The following is a 21,039-nucleotide window of genomic DNA, read 5'->3' as shown; positions in this document are numbered from 1 at the left end:
GACTCCTACCAGTAGTGATCTTCTTTACTGGTAGGAGTCATCAGCTCAAAGGCAATTACGGCGAACTCCATCGCCTGTTCAGTTATATCAGGGATTGTATCAAAGAAAAACATCTTCTGTCAATTACGAAATTAAAAAGAATATAAGGCAAGCAATGATAGAATGATTATATTTTTTATAGCTTAATCGGTATGAATAATCCTCCAAGCCGTTTTCTGAATAACCGGATCGGTTTTTATTTGTAACCCGAAATAAATAACGAAATCAGCCATTTTTCGGTCTCATAATTCGAGATGAAGCATTCGAGGGGGGCCTTTATGTATTAAATAGCAGAATCGCTTGAAAGGTTGCAGGAATTATGGTGTTCCTATATGAAGTGCTGTGCAAACAGGATTTTGGAAGGAGAAGAAAGCATAAAAAAGCGGAGTAACATACCTGTCTTCTTGACCACGTTTTAACGACGTATCTAATATTTTACAAAAGCTTTAAAATCAATGCTTTATAAAATTTAATGGAGCTGAAACAGACAAAGTCAACATGCTTACACTTCTCGACAGAGCATAGTATGAAGAGAAAAAGCGGAATTTGAAAAACGTTTGAAATAAGCAGCGGGGCTTGCCTATAGGAAAGCCCGTTTTTGTATAAGTAATATATTCGCGATTGGGGAAATCTACATAAAAAGGAGGTTGTCAACATGATTGAAATTCCTTCTCGTCTTGAGGGACAAACATTCCGATTATATAAATTGGAACAAGAGCTCAAGCCACTCGGTTATACAATCGGTGGCAATTGGGACTATGATCACGGTTCATTTGACTACAAAATCGATGATGAAGTCGGTTACCAATTTTTGCGCGTACCGTTCGAAGCGGTTGATGGACAACTCGATTCAAACGGAACCACCGTGAAGCTCGGTCGTCCGTATTTGTTATCCCATAACTATCAAGTCGGTTTAGATGACAATGTTCATGTCGGCAATTTAGGTGCTTCCTTCGATCAGTTTTCCGAGCCGCAAGACCCGGATGCGCAGTTTCCAGAAAAATATATTAATGTCGGCAAGGCGCTCGTGAAAGAATTGGAAAGCCGATTACTTGATTAAGGCTTTAAAACAAACAGACGGTCACTTTTTTCAATGATAAAATGGGGAGAAGGATTCATATAAGACGCTTCTCCTCTGATAATCCCTATAAGAAGAATCTGTTCACGTAACAGCACTTGGATACTTTGGGAAAATGTATTTCCAACCATTTCATCAGGAACGTCTATGAGCTGTAAGTTGCTCCCTTTTTGTTGATGTAATAATTCTTCAATCGTTTGAGAGATTCCTGGCGATTGAATGCTGTTGATCATCGTAAAACTAGACAGTAAATTTGTTTGAATCACTTCATCTGCGCCGGCTCGTTTCGCATTGTTCACTTGCTGCGCAGTGAGAATTTCAATAATGGCATAAATGTGTGGGTTCAGTCCTTTAATCGCTAATAATGTTAAAATCGAGTTCATATCTGCCTCTGTTTCGTTTTTATGTTGATCAGCGGTAATTAATACTGTTTTCGCTCCTGCCACATTTGCTTTATGTAACACAGCGTCATATGTCGCGTTTCCTTTAACAAAATGGACATTTTTCATAGAGACTGGGAGTTCGTTTAATGTGGCATCAATAATGACATATTGGGTGGAAGGGGCGAGTTTGGTGAATTGATTCAATACTTCACGTACTCGTTCATTCCAGCCAATGATGATCGTATGCCCTTTTTTTGCATAAGGGAGATGGCCGTGAACGAAAGCATTTTCTTTAGCAACGGCGGAAGCGGACAATGTAACAAAATACGTCGAAACAAATCCTGTACCTAATAAAATCAGGAGAATGGCGACGACTTTCCCTGCCGTTGTTTCTGGTACGATATCTCCATAACCGATTGTTGCCGCTGTCACAATCGCCCACCATATGCCATCAAACAGATTATGAAATGTTTTTGGTTCTACGAAATGAATGACTGTGCCAAACAGAAGAATCATCGTACTGCCAACAAGCAAAATTCTTATTAGGACGGGAAGACGTAAATAAGAGATGAGCAAATTCCAGCTTTTCATTGATTTCCCTCCCGATCGTTTATTGTTAACTATAGTGTGCGCAATCGTATGTTTTTTTTTGCATAAATTTTCCTTAATAACAAAAACTAAAAATAAATGATGTGAGGAGGTTGTAAATTATGGATATGAATCGCGTCAAACAAATTGTTTCGTCTCCGGCTGATATTCAGGTTCATTATCATGGTGTATCAGTATGGATTGATAGCTATGACGAAAAAAATGGTACAGCTACTGTTCATATGCGCGACGGTCATCTTCATGAGAAACGAGAAGTCCCTGTTGAAGAACTAGAGGAAGCATAAAAACGCCTTGGCCAGGGCGTTTTTTATGTTTTGGTTCATTTTTGTAGACTTTTCCTATACTGCTTGACGGGAGGTATTGTATGAATATTGAACAAGCAGAAGAAATTTTTAATGATTACGGATATGCATCATTGTTTCAGCACATTCGCTACCCGTTAATGATATCGGAAGCATTCAATGATGTTACCCCTGATGTTCTATCGCATTTTTTGGATGTATATTCATTTGAAACAGCTGAAATTCTTTCGTTTGAGGAGTTTATTTACCATCTTCTTATTTTAAAAAAAATATATATGAATAACGAATTACCTTTTGTATAATGGAACATAACTTTGTTTTCAGAGCTGTCTGCTGTCGAAACATATTTTCGTATTTCATCAATGAGTTGCTATATTAATTTATAGAGAAAAGGCAATAATACTTAAAATTTTGGGAGTGGAGAAGATGGAATGGACAATTAGACATGCAAAACGAGAGGACTTAAAGGCAGTTGTAGACATATATAACTCAACGATACCGTCAAGAATGGTCACGGCAGATACAGAACCTGTCACGGTTGAAAGCAGAGAGCCGTGGTTTTTAGAGCATACTCCCCATTCTCGACCGCTTTGGGTCGTAGAAGCAGACGGAAAGGTGTGTGCTTGGCTAAGCTTTCAATCATTTTACGGAAGGCCCGCTTACAGACATACCGCTGAAATCAGCATTTATATTGCTGAAGGGTGGAGAGGGCATGGGATTGGACGTTATTTATTGCAAAAAGCAATCGAGGAATGTCCGAGATTAGGTATTAAGACATTGCTCGGATTTATTTTTGGTCATAATGAACCAAGTTTGAAGCTATTTTCCCGTTTTGGATTTGAGAAATGGGGGCATTTACCGAGTGTTGCCGAGCTAGACGGAATTGAAAGAGATTTGCTCATTTTAGGAAAAAGAATTGATTCTCATAAAAAAGATAATATTTAACGATTTTTTCACCATCGTTGATTTTGAAGCATAGAACGAGAGGTTGTTGGACAATCGTAATAAAGAAAGGAAAGTATGAACTTAATGCTGCTTCGACTTTTCATTATTCAACATGGGGAAGGGATATGTAGCCGATGTTTTTCCATGTTTCGTTACCGGCAACCTTATTTAATAAACCGTCTGGGGCTCCGGTTGTTGTCTTTTATAACAATTTAACAGGACAATAAGAACTGACGAAATATGAATTTAAGCGTTTGGAGCAACGTCTTTGAAGAAGATCAGACGGTAGAAGTTAAGATATGGTGATACGGAAACTAAGAAAGTAAAATAGCAATGTGAACAATTAAGCAGGGAACTGAATGGGTTCCTGCTTTTTTGTTCGGCTTTATTAAATAATTGTGTTGATTTTTTACGAAAAAATTTAGAGAACCTAAAACTTTTTTCGTAAAGATTTTTTATTCTAATCCATTTCCTCTATGTCTAAACGAATCATATTTACTGTGTCATTAAAGAAACAGGGCTCAATGGTTTGATGCAAATTTTTATCAACATATTCAATGATAGATGCACTTTGTTCATTTCTTTCATAGAAGGATGTGCCATATAAAAGAGACAACCTCTTTTTTGAGCCACCTATTTCCCCTCTTTGTCGTTTTAAGTTTTTTCACACGTTTATTCAGGATTATGCGAATCACCTTATTATCGTTTTTTAGTAGAAGACTAATTTCATTACCAGGAGGACTGTCTAATGTGAGAATGAATTAAGGAGATAATGGGAATCCTTGGCGCTCATGGTAACACAAAAAGAACTAACGATCGTGTTTTTTATTATAGTCATTATTCAGAAAGTATTAAATATAAACAAATAGAGACTTCTATTTTCAACAAAAAGATGAATTTTTATAAAAAAGCCAAAAACATCATCTTAAAATATTAAAATTCCTCATATTTTGGGCGATAAAAAGAGTGTCGGAATGTTCATCGAAACAATATGAGAGGAAGTGAATAATGTCACAACTTTCCCGACATGAGTGGTGAGCTTCAAAGATGGGTTTTATTTGAGCCGAAGCTAGATTAGGTATTTTCTGTATATATCCAGAACAAACGATGGGGAGCTTTTGGTGAATTTGTGATTGGACGCCATACCCAAAAGGATGCCGTCTCTGCCTACAAAAAGCTAGCTCGGAACACATGATGGCATATAGTCGGATGGATTATTTATGTATTTAGAGCGATTAGCGGAGAGTTGGACAGTTTATCGCAAGCTCAATAATGAGACATTTCCGATCTTTATATAAAGCAACACAATCTCTACTTTAGGAAGGTGCATCAAGATGATTCTCATCAATGATCAAATTATTTCCCCTATTCTAGTCGAATCGTTGCAAGAACTTAATATACCTGTTTTCAAGCAAGGTAACCGTTCTGAAATGTTAAAATCATTACAGGTAATGGAAGCTGAGGAGTTTTTCCCTCTTATTAATGAACATCAAAAGTTATTGACAAATTCAGAAAGCTGTTTAGCATTGCTTGAATCTTACGTTCCTAATAGTGTTCAAAATCGTTGGGCACAGCAACTAAAAGATAAAGGAACGTTCCGTCAAATTCTTTCTACTATGTACCCTGATTATTTTTATAAGATAGTAAGCAGGGATGAGCTTTATAAAATTCCGGTAGAGGATATTCCTTTTCCAGTCGTGATTAAACCAAGCAAAGGATATTCCAGCATCGGAGTTTATAAAGTAAAGAGTGCAGCAGAGTGGGAAGATACCTTACATAAATTAAATACAGATCTGCTTCTTATGAAAAACATTTATGACGAGGAAGTGATTAACGGAGAGAGCATTTTAATCGAAAAGTGGATATTCGGGGAAGAATATGCAGTCGATAGTTATTACGATCACGATGGTAATCCTGTGATTTTAAATATTTTTAAGCGTTTGTTTAAAGACGAATACGATACGTCGGATCGAATCTACTATACATCGAAACAAGTCATCAATGAAATTTACGATGACATATTGGCTTTTATGCATAAGTTTAGAGAAATCATCCCAGTGAAGAATTTTCCAATTCACTTTGAAGTGAGAAAAAGTAATCATACTATCATTCCTATTGAAATGAATCCGCTCAGATTTGCCGGAGCGGGAACAACAGATCTTGGATTTTATGCTTACGGATGCAATGTGTATAAGCATTATTTTCATGGTACAAGCCCGGATTGGAAAGCGATGCTTCACAATATGGATCAAAGTATCTATAGTTTCCTCTGCGCAGAAATTCCAATGGATATTTCACAAAATCTTATACAATCTATTAACCATCAGTCGTTTAAAAAGCAATTTCAACAAATTTTAGAGTACAGAGAAATACAAGCAACAAATGATAGAACATTTGCTATTGTATTTTTCAAAAGCGAAACGATGGAAGAGCTCTATCGATTACTGCAAATGGATTTACGTCCATTTATTACATTAAAGGAAATAGAACATTCGAGGGAGAGGTAGGGAATGAGAAATATAACTTGGAAAAAATCAATCAAAACCCAATTAGTCATTAGCTTTTTATTCCCATTTCTTGTATTTTCACTGATTCTTTTTGGATTTGTTCGATATGTATCAGGTTACATTATTCAGGAACACGTTATTCCACAGTTTGATGAACGGCTAAAAGAAAATGGACGAAGATTGGCAGAGACGATTGATCCTGATTTAATTAAGAATACAATGGACTCCCCAGAGAAATATGGGATGGAACTGAAGCAGGATTTAGATTCATTTATTAAAAACAAAAAAGGAATTGAATACGTATATGTATTGTCTAAAAAAAATGGTAAGGATGTCATTGTTGCTTTAAATGGCAGTGACAAATTTATGGTTGAGTCTCCGTTTACAAATGATCAAAAATTATCATATGAAAACCAAGAGCCTGTGCTGAGTTCCATTTATAGAGATAAATGGGGGGTCCATAAATCATTTTTCATTCCTGTAGATGGTGCGGATGCCATCGTTGGAATAGATATGAGCGCTAAATTTATTGATCAACTAGAAAAATGGATATTGACTGTTTCTCTTATTTTAACAGCTGTCATGGTTGTTATTGGAGTCTTATTGGCTTTGTTCGTTGGAAATAGAATATCTAAACCTCTTAATCGTTTAGTACAATATGCGAAAGTCTTTTCCACTGGAGATCTTAGCCAATCGGTGAATATCAAGCAGGAAGATGAGATAGGGATTTTAGCAAATAGCTTTGAAGAAATGAGGAAAAACTTAAGTCGCATCATCGATCATGTAAGAGAGAAATCCGAAACGATTCATCATACTGGCCAAACTCTTTTGGAATCCTTTGAAGAATTAGCCCAAGCTTCTCAACAGATTGCAATGAGTACAAATGAAGAGGCAAAAGGAGCCGAAGAAAGAGCTAATCATATTGACCGAATTTCAAATATGATGTCTGAAATGTCAATAGCGATATCCAACGTAGATGAGCAAACGAAGATGATTAAAAACTTTACCGATCAGACTAGCCAGCAAGCTGAAAAAGGAAATGACCAAGTTCGAATGATTACCGAACAAATGAACAAAATAAAACAAAATGGCATGGTAAGTAAAGAGAACTTATTTAATCTAGGGAAAAAACTAGAACATATTAATGAAATCATTAAAATTATCCAAGACATTGCGTCTCAAATCAATCTTCTTTCTTTAAATGCATCAATTGAAGCGGCTCGTGCTGGAGAAGCAGGTAAAGGATTTTCAGTTGTTGCCCAAGAAGTTCAAAAGCTTGCCGGCCAAACTGATGAATCCATCAAAACAATATCTGAAGCGATACGTGAAATCAATGAACAGGCTAATATCGTGTTAAATCTGAACCAACAAGATTTTGAAGATATTGTAAAAGGTGTTGAGATTGTTGAAGATAATGGGCGATTGTTCAATTCCATCTTTGAATCAGTAGAGAAATTGGCAAAAGGGATCGATACGATTTCTGAAAGCACAGAAGATATTCGTCAAACGTCCGATGAAATTTTAACATCCATTCAAGAAATTGCGGCAATTTCAGAGCAAGGAGTGGCCGCGGTTCAAGAAATTTCTGCTTCTGCTGTTCAACAAAACAATACGATTGATTATTTAAAACAGCAAAATTCAGAGCTAAAACTCTTGGCTGACAACCTCCAAGATATGATTAAGCAATTTAAGACAAGTGAGATCACAACAAAATAAAATGAAACTTCCATAAGATACTCTTATCTTACTTCTAACGTCCGTGATCTTTTAATTACAGGTAGGAGATCACGGGCGATTAGAAGTGGATAAAAATGGATTTCCTCAAAACAGAGATATGTATCTGTCCTCGATCATACGAACTTTTACCCGCGATTTCGCTTCGTCCCTTCCTAGACGCTTGGAACTGAATTACCCTTTTCCTGTACCGGATGAAGTTTTATGGCTCTTGAACTTGAGCATAAATCATTAGATGCATGAATTAGAAAAGTTAAATACACAAAAGCATTTGATACGGTATTCTTAATACAGAAAAGACTTATTGTAAAGTGACAAGCGTAAAAGCCGTGGTTATGTCAAGATTTTTTGCGTTCTATTTTTGTAAATGGGAAGCAATCAGGAAAATTTTTGCGTTTTTATTTATATTGAAATTATTATCCTTATAAGGAAAACTTTATAAAAAGCGGTTTTTGACATGACGGAAATGGCAAACGAATAAGCTTGAGCGAACAGAGGCTATACAGCTGTTGAGAGAAGCGATGAATGCCTTTTAACAAAAAGCATGGATTGTAATCCATGATAATCCCGTTAGAGTGAGTTTCACGGAATTGGATTCTGCGATTCCTAGCGGCGTTAGAAAAATATAACAACGAAAGCGAAAACATTTAGGCTTATACTGTGAACAAATGCTATATTCAGTAAGACACTTCAAAAACCTTAATTTTCTTACATTGACATAAATATGGGGAAAACTTCGCTTTTTGATCGTAATGGCCTTCAATTATTAACATTTCTCATTGGAATCAGAATATGCGGCGTCATTAAGTAAGTGTTTTCCATGCATGATTTTGCTTCTCTAATGCACATTAATAAGTGTTCGAAAAGAATCATTCTTTTTTCGAGCGCAAGGAAAATTCGAAAAGAGGAGTGTAAAAATCATGAATCGTTTACGTCTACTTAATTTTGGGCGTAATAGAGGAATGTGGAACCAATTGTTGCGCTTGACGGGACGCCGAAGCAATAACAATACCATGTGGACTATATTAAGTTTAGGCCTGGGAATTGCCGCGACAGCCATTTTCAGCATGAGAAGAGGACGCAGCACTCAGTATATGATGCCAAAACCGATTCAGCGTGCAATGAGTGGCATAAACAACTTTATGAATCGACGAATGAGAATACCGAGTTTAGCGACTATGGAATTTTCCAAGGAAATAGCGGAACAGCCGAAAAGCCTTGCAATTAACCAGAGTCATCACCAACAACAAAAATAACTCAGTGCGGTTCGTTAACTCTCCTGATATTTTATGGTCATAAATACTCCCGATGCGATCTCTTCTGTGTAGACGGCAGTAAAATAGCTATGCTGTCAAACAGGAGAGATTTTTTGTAGAAAAAGGTATGATATACAAGAGCAAGAAGAGGAGACAAGGGAAAAGTAGGACGAAATGATCTTTACCCTTGCGGCAGCAGGAAAAAGCAGTGTCGCTTTATGGGATGAAATTATCACTAAGAAGTCATTGATTCAAAACGGTATTATAGGTTATAGATGGCGTATTACGGCGACGTGATGGAAAATTTTTTCGAAAGCATTTGGTGATTGATAAATAGTTGGAAGTATTTTTATGTTTTTTAATACGACAAATTGAGAGTTATTTAGCGAACCGTTTGCCGACGAAAAGACGATTGTCGCGGAAAACATGCTCCACGCATCAAATGCCAGACCATTCGAGCGATGTTCGAATCGTGGGTGGACGTTGTTTCGGCTTTTACGCGAATGATCGAAAATTTCTTTTTGAAGTATGGTCCAGTGTATGTCAAACGACAATAGCAACTAAACTTCCCTAATCCGGCTGAAACGGTTCTAGTCATTGGTAATATCAATAGGCACCCAGTTTTTTATTCGCTCCTAAAACCCGTATTGTTAACACAAACGCACAGCCTAAAAAGGCAGCATCGACAAATCCGTATACAATATAATACCCACCAATAGCCAGCAACAAGCTTCCAACCATCGGTCCAAACGCCATTCCCATGTACCGGAAAAAGTTATAGACGCCGATAGCGGTTGACCGATTCGTTTGAAACACTTGTGTTAAAAGTGTTGTTTGTACTGGTAAAGATGTTCCTAAGAATAAGCCGAATAGCATAATCGAAGCAATGAGCAATGGAATCGATATATGTGAGACGAGAAGGAACAGAAAAATTGCCGCCACATTCAAATAAGATGTGACAACGATGACATTTCGATCTTCAAAGCGTCCTTGGATTCTTCCACCGACAAAGCTTCCGATGACAATCATGCAAGACATCGTTAGAAAGACAAGCCCTTTTTGCTCGGCAGACAGCCCATAGCGCTCGCTTAAAATTCCCGGTAAGAATACAAGGAAATTATACATCGCGTAATATTGAATAAAACCTAACAAAATAATCGACGAACCCGTACGATCTTTAAGGATTGTCAAGAAATTGCGAAGTTGAAATCGTTGTGATGAACTTGTTTCCGGTTTTGTTTCTTTGAGAAAAGCCAAGTTCCCTATGAATATAAGGACACCTACGAACACTAACACAAGGAATACAGCATGGAAGTTAAATCGTCCACCGAGAAAGCCCCCTACAATCGGACCGACGACAGGACCGAGTGACACCATCATTTGAAACGTCCCCATTGCTTTTCCGCGAGCTTTTCCCTCAAATAAATCGCCGATGACAGTAGCAGCGACGACAGAACCAGCGGCAATCCCAATAGCTTGTAAAGCACGAAAAACGAGTAATACGTAGATAGATTTAGAAAAAAAGCAACCAAGTGATGCAAGCGTGTAAAGGAAAATACCGAACAAAATGACATTTCGACGCCCTTTCGTATCTGTTAAAGGACCGTAAACCATTTGCATTAATGCCAAACATAATGTGAAAATCGAAATCGTTAAATTCACTAAAAACGATGATGTGCCAAAATCTTTTGCCACTTCCGGTAAAATAGGCGTATAAATAGTTTGCGTAAAAGGGCCGAGAAATGCAGCAAGCGAAACGAGATAGACGATGACTGTGCGATTCATTCCACTTCTCCTTTCTGTACGAGATACTTAAGATTATAATCTCCCTTTTACTTGTTTTGGCAAATAAAATGCTTTACGTAAAACAAATGAAAGAGAAACGAAGAAGGGAGATTTACGAGCGATTGTTGATACATAAAAACTATCTCGACAAGATGGGTAACTGCTGATACGGAGCCAGTGGCAGCAGAAAGAAAAAACATGGTGACCGCTATGGCTTGTTGATATCGTATGTGCATGGCTTAGTTTTCAATCGTTTTACGGCACTCCATACGGCGGTGGTGATCTTGGGAAGCTGTTATTGCAAAAAACGATTGATGAATGCCCAAGACTGCAAATGAAACCGTTACTTTAGATTTATTTTTGAGCATAATGATCCGAGTTTGCGGCTCTTTTCTCGCTGTGGTTTTGAAACATGGATGCATTTACTAGACATAGCGGAGTTAGATGGTATCGAACAGGAGTGGCTCATTGCGGAAAAAGAACCATATAGAATGAAGGATGATTGGACAATCGTAATAAAGAACATACCAACAGAAAGAGGGAAGAGAATGAATGTAATGCCGATTCGCTTATTTACGATTCAAGATGGAGAAGGCTTTGTTGCTGATGCGTTTCAATGCCCCGTGACGGGAAATTTAATTTATAAGTCCTCTGAAACGCCGGCTGTGGTTCCTTACAATGAACTAACTGAAGCGCAAAGACAACGCCTGCAAAAATACGGGTTCAAGCGCTTGGAGTCAGCCGCACTAACGCACGCAACCTCCTCAATCGACGAATTGTTGCCGGAACAATAAAGAACAATGTATGAATAGACTTCCTTTTTCAAAGAGTAAGAAGGACCATGATCATTTTGGGATGCACTTGATTATGTGCACCCTTTTTGTATAAAGCCAAACGCATATAAAATAGTGCATTTTTTCTTGCAGAAAAACAGTTTCATCTCATTAGACAGGAACGCTTGCGAGAAAAAGGCGGTTCTTTTCGAAATCGAGACAGTCATTCAAACCATGATCACGCTGGCAGCGAAGTTGGCTGAATATGAAAAAATGGAGATTAAAGCTGCCTGTAGCCAATCTGTTTCTCCTTCCATTTTGAGCGATTATATTGCTCGATTTGTCACATAGAGATAAGGGAACTGAAAAGGATGTGTGTTCGTTAGATGAACGCATCTTCTTTTTTCTGCTGATTTATCCTTTAAAAGTCTTTGATTGTACTCATCTACCGAGTAATTACAGGTTTCAATGATGTTTGTCACGGATTCAGGATAATGTGAATGAATCATTACCATTGAGTTAAAAGAATAAAAATTTTCATCATTACTCAAGACGAATGAAAACAGAAACAGGTTTTGACATCAATATATGTGGACATAATGGAACGGAAGAGGTGAAAAACTGTTAACAAAAAAGACAAATTTTCATTATCAATAGTACTAGTTAAAGTTTGTGAAATAGTGTACAATCTAATTGTGAAATATTTCACAAAAGAAGCTAGAAAGGATGATAAAACATGGCAAAAGAACGTGTAAATCGAGTAGTCGTTGTAGGAACAGGATTTGTTGGATCTAGCTATGCATTTGCACTCATGAATCAAGGAATAGCGGATGAGATCGTATTGATTGATGTGAATAAAGAGAAAGCAATGGGCGATGTCATGGACTTAAATCACGGAAAAGTATTTGCTCCGCAACCAACGAATATTTGGTATGGGGATTATCAAGATTGCCGGGATGCTGATTTAGTAGTAATTTGCGCAGGAGCAAACCAAAAGCCAGGGGAGACAAGACTAGATCTTGTTGATAAAAACATTAACATCTTTAAAACGATTGTCGATTCTGTCATGAAATCAGGTTTTGATGGGATTTTCCTTGTTGCAACGAATCCAGTAGATATTTTAACGTATGCGACATGGAAGTTTAGTGGTTTGCCAAAAGAGCGCGTCATTGGTTCTGGTACTATTCTTGATACTGCACGATTCCGCTTTTTGTTAAGTGATTATTTCAAAGTAGCTCCAACGAATGTGCACGCGTATATTATCGGAGAACACGGGGATACGGAGCTGCCTGTTTGGAGTCATGCCGAAATTGGTAGTATTCCGGTTGAACAATTAATCACTCAAAATGACAACTATAAAAAAGAGGACTTAGAAAATATCTTCACAAACGTTCGTGATGCAGCGTACCAAATTATTGAGAAAAAAGGAGCAACGTACTACGGTATTGCGATGGGACTTGTCCGTATTACACGTGCCATTTTACACAATGAAAATGCCATCTTAACAGTTTCTGCTTATCTTGATGGTCAATACGGCGAGAAAAATGTGTATATCGGTGTCCCTGCCATTGTCAATCGAAGCGGTATTCGCGAAGTGATGGAAATGAAGTTAAATGAAACAGAACAACAACAGTTTCATCATAGTGTAACCGTATTAAAGGACATTCTTGCTCCTTATTTCGATGAAGTAAAGGCATAAAAGCTAACTAGAAGAAACAAGGTGATCATTATGTGGGTTCAACATTACAACCCTCTTCATAATACGTATCTTTCTGCATTGATTGCAGCACTCCCAATTATCTTATTCTTGTTAGGTTTAACAGTGTTTAAGATGAAAGGGGTAAAAGCTGCATTTCTTACCCTTTTGTTTAGTTTGGTAACGGCTGTTTGGTTTTTTGATATGCCCATTTCAAAAGCGATTGCTGCTTCCATTCATGGAATCGCGAACGGTTTATGGCCGATTGGCTATATTGTAATAATGGCTGTCTGGTTATATAAAATTGCCGTTAAAACGGGAAAATTTGATATCATCCGTGGCAGCATTGCAAATATTTCTAAAGATCAACGACTCCAACTCTTGCTCATTGGTTTTAGCTTTAATGCCTTTTTAGAAGGTGCGGCGGGATTTGGTGTTCCGATTGCCATTTCTGCCGCTTTACTCGCCCAACTTGGATTTAAACCATTAAAAGCAGCTGCTCTTTGTTTAATTGCCAATGCTGCATCTGGCGCGTTCGGAGCAATTGGGATTCCGGTCATTGTAGGAGCACAAATGGGAGACTTAAAGCCAATTGAATTATCTCGTACACTTGCGTGGATTTTGCCATTCATCACTTTTATCATTCCGTTCTTATTAGTTTTTATTTTAGATAAATGGCGGGGCATTAAAGAAACGTTTCCTGCTCTTTTAGTCGTAAGCGGAAGCTATACTATTGTCCAAACATTTACGATGATCGTGTTTGGTCCTGAACTTGCCAATATTTTAGCAGCACTTGTCAGTATGGGGGCCATGGCTCTTTTCTTAAAAAAATGGCAGCCATCACATATATACCGAATTAATACGGAAGAAGAGGTTGTGGAACAACCAACATACAGCTTGAAAGAAATCGCCAGTGCTTGGTCTCCGTTTTATATCTTAACGGGGATGATTACAATATGGAGTTTACCGGGTTTTAAAGCTTTATTTGCTGAAGGCGGTTTGCTTTATAAAACAACTATTTTATTCAAAGTGCCATTTTTACATGGTGAAGTCGTAAAAATGCCTCCGGTTGCTTCAGCTAAAACTGTATTAGACGCAATATTTAAGCTAGATCTTGTATCAGCAACAGGTACGGCCATTTTACTTGCTGTCGTGTTCACAGTCATGTGTAGTAAAAACATTACGTTCGTTGAAGGGCTGCAAAGTTTAAAAGAAACTTGCAAAGAATTATGGGTTCCAATATTAACTATTTGCTTTATTATGGGATTTGCGAACTTAGCCAACTATGCAGGGCTATCATCTACGATTGGTTTAGCATTAGCGAAAACAGGGGATGCTTTTCCGCTCGTTTCCCCGGTCCTAGGCTGGCTCGGCGTATTTATTACAGGATCTGTCGTGAGCAATAACGCTTTATTTGGACATTTACAGGTTGTTACAGGTACTCAAATTGGGACAAACTCTTCATTATTACTCGCAGCTAACACAAGTGGAGGAGTTATGGGGAAACTCATCTCACCACAATCCATTGCGATTGCAACAGCTGCAGTACAAGAGACCGGTAAAGAATCTAACTTATTTAAAATGACGATTAAGTACAGTTTAGTACTGTTATTAGTTGTAGGGATATGGACATATATCCTTTCACTCATTGGGATTTAAACTACTGGCATCGAGTAAAACTACCCAATTTTTATAAACCGAAGAAATATCATTGTGTTGATGGAAATTGTCTTCCATGAGAATTTTTCCGACTATCGTTAAAGATCGAGTCAATGATGAATGAGAAAAATCTTGTTTTCGACATTATCAAACTAAGTGGTCTTGCGAAACATTAAATGAAACAGAACAAAATATCTTGGCACCGTTTTTTGAAGAAGTGAAAGCATCTATATTAATGAACGACATCCAGACAGTCATCCTTTCTTCCCGATATATTAGAAAAGCTTGACGAACTTTCCGTCAAGCTTTTCGTTTATGTTGGTGTATATTTTTAAGTGACGAAAGGATATACTATTTGATTTCTTAGGACACAAGAAATCTAATAACACCCAAAGGATTTTTAGAAGCGATTATCGAGTATTCTTTCCAAAATGGGAAGGTTTTTCGTTTTATTTGGAAAAATTTTTATATTTTATTTTACCTGAATCCGTAATGAAATTCACCTTACCTTCGGCTGAGAACTTTAATACACTAGAGAAAAATAAGGTGAAGCAGAGGATGCTTGCCCTTCGCCCAGTAGGTGAGAATGATGAAATTTGAGATTGACTATCTAATGAAGTGAATACAGCTTATTCCGGTTTCAGCTTGGTTGACATGTTGATGAAGCAAACGAGAGCGGCAAAACGATTTTCTCGCGTGAAGGTTCTTACTATATGTTAGCTGCTCTGCCATTTCCAATGGAGATGTAGTCTGTTCCTATGTCGAACTGTCGGCTCATGGAAAATATGATTTTGACCATAGGGATGAACGATATTCCAGATGTGGTGATGTTTTTTATTGGAAAGCAGATCAGCTAATGACACAGGGTATTTGTTTTTTTAAAGGTACTGTTTTGTATTATCCTTCGATAAATGTGATCTTATAACCGAGGTATTTTCCGTACGAAACAAAAAACCCCTCCATAGTAGAGTCCATGATGTTTGTTTTTTGTCTACTATAAGGGGCCATGATTATTACATCCCTCAATTAAATTTATACATATTTCCTGTTATATTTTGATCATTATACATGATTATCACAGCATCAAAATCTTTTCCTTTCATGTATTGCTCTACTGTTCTTTCGTTGTGGCGCATATCGAAAACAGTAGTTTTATGAAAATGTTGTGCGATATGCAGAATGATTGGATTAGCATATGAATCCTTGATTATGAGAACGTTCGAATTTTTCACGTTATGATTGACAATATTAATCTCCGGTAAGTCCGGCGTATAAAGTCCGTGATAAGTAATAGTTTTATTACCACTTTTTAACCCACTTCCGTAAAATGTTTGCATTTGGACTTTTTTATCTCCAAGATAAAAATCAAACTTGGAAAATCGACTATCTTTCGGCATAGATAAACATAGTTTTTCGCCGGAAGGATCGACCATCATATATATTTGCCGGTTATAACTTCCCTCAAATTTCTTATTTTGTATGCAGGTCATTTTGTATTCAGGTTCGTTTGCTACATAATAAGGTTCACGGGATAATACTTTGTTTATTTCTTCATATGCCGCAAAAGCTCCCAATATATTCCAATGATGATCGGTTTTAAAATACATATTGTTTAGTTCCGATTTTGAAAATCGATGAATAAAAGATTTTCGGATATCTACCACTTTCATATTTTCCTTTGAAAGTTGGGATAAAAAATATTCTTTATTTACTAGTCCCATCCCTTTCTTTACATAAGGGGGAAATTTGACGTTTATGGTATTGTCTCTATGTGGTAAGGAAAAATAAAATAAATCAGCATCATGATCGGATACAAACTTAGCAAACTCATTCAAGTTTGTTGCCGCTATATCCATTTCTTTTTTTGGTAACTTTTCAATCGGTTTTTTGAGTATCCAATTATCTTTAGAAATATAATAATTGTCGTTCAAAAACGTTTTGCCTGTGAATTTTTGAATGTATAAATAAAGGCGCAACCAGAGATTTCTTCCTGGAAATTGATCCGTAAAATACGCTTCATACTTCTTTGCATATTCTCCATTTAGTAAGTTATCAAATGTCAAGTCGGGTTGTTGTTCGAGCACTCGATATTCCACATAGGATATCTTCAGATCTGGCGATAAAATGAAATAAACTCCAAAGGAAAATATAAACAATAGAAATAAGCAAATTAATAAACGTTCGTTCAACCTTTGAAATTTCATTTGAAGCAGCTCCCTAAAATCTAAAGTAAATAAATGGATTATAGGTAGAATTAACAAGGTAGATCATTACAAGTATTAACATAATCATATAAGTAGCAGATTCAAATAACGAACGAAAAACTACCGCTGAATTTGTATTTTTAATTTCAATTTTAGTCAGCTTAGATAGAATAGGAGTACTAAAAACGATACCAATTAAGAATAAGAACCAATTATCATGAGCAAACAGAATAAAGGTGTTATCATAGAGATCGCTTCCGCTGAATCCGAACATGGTTTTTAAATAATCAACAGAATAAGTGAAGTTGTCTGCCCGGAAGAAAACCCATCCAACCATAACGATCAATACGACGTAGAGATGTTGCAGTGGTGCCCAAAGTTTTGATACAAACCGTAAAAACCCAAATCGTTCTAGAGAAATTAAAATTCCATAGTAAAAACCCCACGCCATAAAGGTCCAACTGGCCCCATGCCAAAGTCCTGTTACTGTCCAAACAATTAAAAGGTTTCGTAAAGTGATAATTGTCCCTTTTCGATTGCCCCCTAATGGGATATAGAGGTAATCACGGAACCACGAACCTAAAGAGATATGCCACCTTCTCCAAAATTCACTTACACTCTTTGAAATATAGGGATAATTAAAGTTTTCCAAGAAATCAAAACCAAACATTTTTCCAAGACCTATTGCCATATCACTGTAACCAGAAAAATCAAAATATATTTGCAGGGTGTATGCTGTTATCCCCATCCATGCTGTGAGTACGCTCAATTCCCCTGTAGGTGTTCCAAAAATAGTATCCGCGATACTAGCAAAGCCATTAGCCAATAATACCTTCTTTGATAATCCGATAATAAACCGCTTAATACCTTCATTAAATTTTTCAAGATTTATACTTCTTGATTGAATCTGTTCTTCTATGTCGTTATACCGAACAATCGGGCCGGCAACCAACTGAGGAAATAAAGTAACATACAATGCTAACGAAAATATATTTTTTTGAACCTTTGCATCGTTTCGATAAACATCAATCACATAACTCATGGACTGGAAGGTAAAGAACGAAATCCCGATTGGTAATGGTAATTCACCAATACTCCATTTTGTTCCAAAAATTTCATTCAGATTGTCAATCAAAAAGCCACTGTATTTGAAATAACCTAATATAGCGATATTTACTACAATGGAAAGTATTAGAATTGTTTTTTTTATTTTTAAGGAATTACGATAACGGTGTATCCCCAAACCAAAAAAATAGTTCAATAAAATGGAAAAAAGCATTAAGAAAACGTATTGTGGTTCACCCCATGCATAAAATACTAAACTAGCAATTAACAATATGATATTCTTAAACGTATCTTTTACTATGTAATAAAAAAATAAGACAAGTGGTAAAAACACAAAAATGAAAACCAAATTACTAAAAACCATCGTTTTGCACCAACCTTATAACTATTAGGAATAAAGTTAATTTTAACCAAAATAAAATATAACATTTATTGATAGTAAAAAATATCAAATTAAAAATTCATACTTATCTAAAATTTATACATTCGATGGAACCATTGCCAAAGATTTTATTCTTACTGATGCTCAAAAAATTAAAGAGTATAATGATTATGAAATTTGGAAGGAAAGTGATTGAGTGTAAAAGTGATTTGTTGGCTGTAAAATTTCCTAATTCAGAACCTAAAATTTATTCATTGTAATTGGTAAAGGAATGAAGTATTCGCACTCACAATAGGTGTTGATCACAAAAAGAGCCTACTCAAAACGAGTAGGCTCTTTTTGTGAGAGCGTTTTGGACATATATTCAAAAGAAAAATGTAAAAAATAGGATTTAACCGACAATCAAAGCAAAATAAGAAAAACCCCCTTGATACACAAGGGGGGGCGAATGGAGCATACCGGGCTCGAACCGGTGACCTTCGCGCTGCCAGCACGACGCTCTCCCAACTGAGCTAATGCCCCTTTACTATCCAGATTTTATTATATATACATTGTTTTTTTTATGCAATATGGCAACCAAAAGAAAAGCAAAGCAATTGCTCATGGATACTATATTTACTATCAGACAAAATGTGATATCATCGAACTGTCAATAGAATGTAGATGTTTCCCTTACGTTGGTTAAACGTAAGGGCTTTTTGTAGTGATCAATCTAGACACTTTCAATATCGATGTTAGTAATTGAAGGAATATCATGAATTGAATAGTATACATCGGTGGTTGAGCGTTTTTGGTCAACAGTTACTTTTAATTTAATTAAGTGATGTTGTTCGTCTAAATCTTTAATACGAACGGTTTTAATATGAATGTTTTTTTCTTGAATAGCTTCAATAACATTAGCAATATTTTTTGAATCTAAAACCGTAATTTGTAGTAAAATTTCTTTTTCCCTTAGTTGCTTTGGACCAAAAAGAGTCGTGAGCAGTGGAATGAGTTCGACACTAACAATTAATAAAGCTACCCCAAAAATGGACTCCCAATAAAACCCTGCTCCTACAGCGATACCGATTCCTGCGGCTCCCCAAATTAACGCAGCTGTTGTGAGTCCGGAAATGCTATCATTGCCGCGTCGTAAAATCACTCCTGCTCCTAAAAAACCGATCCCCGATACAATTTGAGCAGCGAGGCGAAGCGGGTCCATGGTGATATGGTCTTTCATAGGAAAGATATACGCTGATTCAATAGAAACAATAGTTAATAAACAACTAACAATGGAAATGACTAAACACGTTTTTAAACCTACAGGCTTCCGTTTTAATTCCCTTTCTAGACCGATAATTAGTCCTAAAATGGCGGATATACTCAGTTTTAAAAACATTTGAAAATCCATATCCCTCACCTTTTTCCCTTCTAGCGATGCTATAATAATTATAAACGTTTCATGAGAGGGATGGGGTATGCAATCAAAAAATTTATTTAAACCTTATTTGGCGTTAATCATTGGCGCTTTTTCTGTATCAACATCCGCCATTCTTGTCAAATGGGCACAGGCTCCTGCGGCGGTTATTGCCTTTTATCGTCTGTTTTTTACTGTCCTATTAATGACACCTTTTTGTATTCCATATATCGGTGAATTGAAAGCGATCGCGAAAAGGGATTGGCTATTTTCCTTCATTTCTGGTGTTTTGTTAGCATTTCATTTTATTCTTTGGTTTGAATCGTTGAACTATACAAGTGTGACAAGCTCGGTTGTGCTTGTCACATTGCAGCCATTGTTTGCGTTTGTCGGAGGATATGTCTTTTTTAAAGAAAAATTGACCATTGGTGCTTTTCTTAGTGGGTTGCTCGCTATTTTCGGGAGCATCATCATTAGCTGGGGTGATTTTCAAATAAGCGGTAAAGCTTTATTTGGAGATATTTTAGCGTTACTTGCATGTGTAATGATTACTGGCTACTGGTTATTCGGGCAGGATTTACGAAAGCGGCTATCGCTGGTGGTATATACATATGTGGTTTACGGTGTTAGTGCGATCACTCTTTTTTTGTATGTCATTGTTTTTCGCTATCCATTATTTTTATACGGTCAAATGGATTGGATTTGCTTTCTTCTATTAGCAATCGTGCCAACATTGCTTGGACATTCGCTGATGAATTGGTCGGTCAAATGGGTCAGTGCAGCTACGATTTCCATGGGGATTTTATTTGAGCCGGTAGGTGCTTCGATTTTGGCATATTTTTTACTGGGGGAAGTCATTCAACCTTCTCAATGGATAGGAGGCTCATTCATTTTAACAGGTATCGGGACATATTTATGGAGCGAAAAATCGAAAGAGACTGCTACAAATATAAGAAAGTAGCTGAGCCAATTGCTCCAACAACAAAGCGATTTCGATCAATGGGGAGTTCAGCATGTTTGCGTACATTGGCAAAGGTCGATAAATATTGAAAATCGATCCTTGTTGTTTGTTCTAATAAATAAGCTGATTTAGTCGCTCCTCTTTTTCGTTTTTTATTTAATACAGCAATAATTTCCTCTTTTGTTTTTATACCAATTCCATGACCGTAATGCAGTCCGTCTCCTAAATAAATCGTATTCTCTCCTTGCCATTGAGGTGTTTGAGG

At 36.8% G+C, this 21,039-nt stretch carries 18 protein-coding genes, 1 tRNA gene, 1 pseudogene and 1 riboswitch (1 of these 21 running past the window's edge); of the genes and pseudogenes, 13 read left to right on the top strand and 7 right to left on the bottom strand.

Going from position 1 to position 21,039, the window contains the following annotated elements; genetic code table 11:
- Positions 1–24: 24 nt before the first annotated feature.
- A riboswitch (Fluoride riboswitch) is annotated at positions 25–84 on the bottom strand.
- Between the two features lie 610 nt (positions 85–694).
- Entirely contained in the window at positions 695–1,099 is a 405-nt protein-coding gene (locus ISX45_RS12935) for a YugN-like family protein (RefSeq protein ID WP_181556371.1), read from the top strand.
- Here the strand turns inward: ISX45_RS12935 and ISX45_RS12930 are convergent.
- Complete coding sequence (locus ISX45_RS12930; protein WP_194519141.1) at positions 1,096–2,091, bottom strand: potassium channel family protein; 996 nt, start codon at positions 2,089–2,091, stop codon at positions 1,096–1,098. The two genes, ISX45_RS12935 and ISX45_RS12930, sit on opposite strands and share 4 nt — an antisense overlap.
- Before the next feature lie 119 nt (positions 2,092–2,210).
- Between ISX45_RS12930 and ISX45_RS12925 the strand changes: the two genes are divergently transcribed.
- From ISX45_RS12925 to ISX45_RS12900, 7 genes and pseudogenes are all read left to right on the top strand, one after another.
- A complete protein-coding gene (locus ISX45_RS12925) occupies positions 2,211–2,393 on the top strand; it encodes an H-type small acid-soluble spore protein (RefSeq protein WP_181556369.1) in 183 nt (60 codons plus the stop codon).
- An 80-nt stretch (positions 2,394–2,473) separates the two neighbouring features.
- Positions 2,474–2,713, top strand: a complete 240-nt coding sequence (locus tag ISX45_RS12920; protein WP_194519140.1) for a hypothetical protein — start codon at positions 2,474–2,476, stop codon at positions 2,711–2,713.
- A gap of 124 nt (positions 2,714–2,837) precedes the next feature.
- Positions 2,838–3,356: a GNAT family N-acetyltransferase gene (locus tag ISX45_RS12915; RefSeq protein WP_181556367.1), complete on the top strand. Its 519-nt coding sequence runs from the start codon at positions 2,838–2,840 to the stop codon at positions 3,354–3,356.
- Positions 3,357–4,476: 1,120 nt separating this feature from the next.
- Positions 4,477–4,548, top strand: a pseudogene (locus ISX45_RS20300) (hypothetical protein); the annotation flags it as partial.
- Between the two features lie 142 nt (positions 4,549–4,690).
- Positions 4,691–5,863: an ATP-grasp domain-containing protein gene (locus tag ISX45_RS12910; RefSeq protein WP_194519139.1), complete on the top strand. Its 1,173-nt coding sequence runs from the start codon at positions 4,691–4,693 to the stop codon at positions 5,861–5,863.
- Positions 5,864–5,866: 3 nt separating this feature from the next.
- Positions 5,867–7,579 (top strand): methyl-accepting chemotaxis protein, encoded by a 1,713-nt coding sequence (locus ISX45_RS12905; RefSeq protein ID WP_181556365.1) that lies wholly within the window; start codon positions 5,867–5,869, stop codon positions 7,577–7,579.
- Positions 7,580–8,517: 938 nt separating this feature from the next.
- Entirely contained in the window at positions 8,518–8,853 is a 336-nt protein-coding gene (locus tag ISX45_RS12900; protein WP_194519138.1) for a hypothetical protein, read from the top strand.
- A 606-nt stretch (positions 8,854–9,459) separates the two neighbouring features.
- Here ISX45_RS12900 and ISX45_RS12895 read toward each other — a convergent pair.
- Positions 9,460–10,638: an MFS transporter gene (locus ISX45_RS12895; protein WP_194519137.1), complete on the bottom strand. Its 1,179-nt coding sequence runs from the start codon at positions 10,636–10,638 to the stop codon at positions 9,460–9,462.
- 548 nt (positions 10,639–11,186) lie between these two features.
- On the opposite strand from ISX45_RS12895, the gene ISX45_RS12890 reads away from it, so the two are divergent.
- From ISX45_RS12890 to ISX45_RS12875, 4 genes are all read left to right on the top strand, one after another.
- Positions 11,187–11,432: a hypothetical protein gene (locus ISX45_RS12890; protein ID WP_181556362.1), complete on the top strand. Its 246-nt coding sequence runs from the start codon at positions 11,187–11,189 to the stop codon at positions 11,430–11,432.
- Between the two features lie 126 nt (positions 11,433–11,558).
- Entirely contained in the window at positions 11,559–11,762 is a 204-nt protein-coding gene (locus ISX45_RS12885; protein ID WP_194519136.1) for a hypothetical protein, read from the top strand.
- A 385-nt stretch (positions 11,763–12,147) separates the two neighbouring features.
- Positions 12,148–13,110, top strand: a complete 963-nt coding sequence (locus tag ISX45_RS12880) for an L-lactate dehydrogenase (protein ID WP_181556361.1) — start codon at positions 12,148–12,150, stop codon at positions 13,108–13,110.
- Between the two features lie 30 nt (positions 13,111–13,140).
- Complete coding sequence (locus ISX45_RS12875; RefSeq protein ID WP_194520703.1) at positions 13,141–14,766, top strand: L-lactate permease; 1,626 nt, start codon at positions 13,141–13,143, stop codon at positions 14,764–14,766.
- A gap of 1,022 nt (positions 14,767–15,788) precedes the next feature.
- On the opposite strand, the gene ISX45_RS12870 is transcribed toward ISX45_RS12875, so the two are convergent.
- The 4 genes from ISX45_RS12870 to ISX45_RS12855 all read right to left on the bottom strand — a co-directional run bounded on the left by ISX45_RS12870 (position 15,789) and on the right by ISX45_RS12855 (position 19,807).
- Positions 15,789–16,862 carry a DHHW family protein gene (locus ISX45_RS12870; protein ID WP_194519135.1) on the bottom strand — a complete coding sequence of 358 codons (1,074 nt, stop codon included), beginning with the start codon at positions 16,860–16,862 and terminating at the stop codon, positions 15,789–15,791.
- 121 nt (positions 16,863–16,983) lie between these two features.
- Positions 16,984–18,399 carry an MBOAT family O-acyltransferase gene (locus tag ISX45_RS12865; protein ID WP_194519134.1) on the bottom strand — a complete coding sequence of 472 codons (1,416 nt, stop codon included), beginning with the start codon at positions 18,397–18,399 and terminating at the stop codon, positions 16,984–16,986.
- Between the two features lie 467 nt (positions 18,400–18,866).
- Positions 18,867–18,939: transfer RNA gene (locus ISX45_RS12860), tRNA-Ala, on the bottom strand.
- A 190-nt stretch (positions 18,940–19,129) separates the two neighbouring features.
- Complete coding sequence (locus ISX45_RS12855; protein WP_181556562.1) at positions 19,130–19,807, bottom strand: MgtC/SapB family protein; 678 nt, start codon at positions 19,805–19,807, stop codon at positions 19,130–19,132.
- Between the two features lie 67 nt (positions 19,808–19,874).
- Here ISX45_RS12855 and ISX45_RS12850 point away from each other — a divergent pair, with 67 nt between their 5' ends.
- Positions 19,875–20,774 (top strand): DMT family transporter, encoded by a 900-nt coding sequence (locus ISX45_RS12850; RefSeq protein WP_194519133.1) that lies wholly within the window; start codon positions 19,875–19,877, stop codon positions 20,772–20,774.
- Here ISX45_RS12850 and ISX45_RS12845 read toward each other — a convergent pair.
- On the bottom strand, positions 20,755–21,039 hold the 3' end of the coding sequence (locus tag ISX45_RS12845) for a protein-glutamine gamma-glutamyltransferase (protein WP_194519132.1). Its footprint extends 537 nt past the window's final position; the window shows 285 of its 822 coding nt (coding positions 538–822); its start codon lies beyond the right edge, outside the window — the gene reads right to left on this strand; it ends in the stop codon at positions 20,755–20,757. The two genes, ISX45_RS12850 and ISX45_RS12845, sit on opposite strands and share 20 nt — an antisense overlap.

It is taken from the genome of Thermaerobacillus caldiproteolyticus, from assembly GCF_015326725.1.
Classification (GTDB): Bacteria; Bacillota; Bacilli; order Bacillales; family Anoxybacillaceae; genus Thermaerobacillus; species Thermaerobacillus caldiproteolyticus.
Note: the sequence above shows the minus strand (reverse complement) of the source record. Positions and strands in the feature narration are given on the sequence as shown.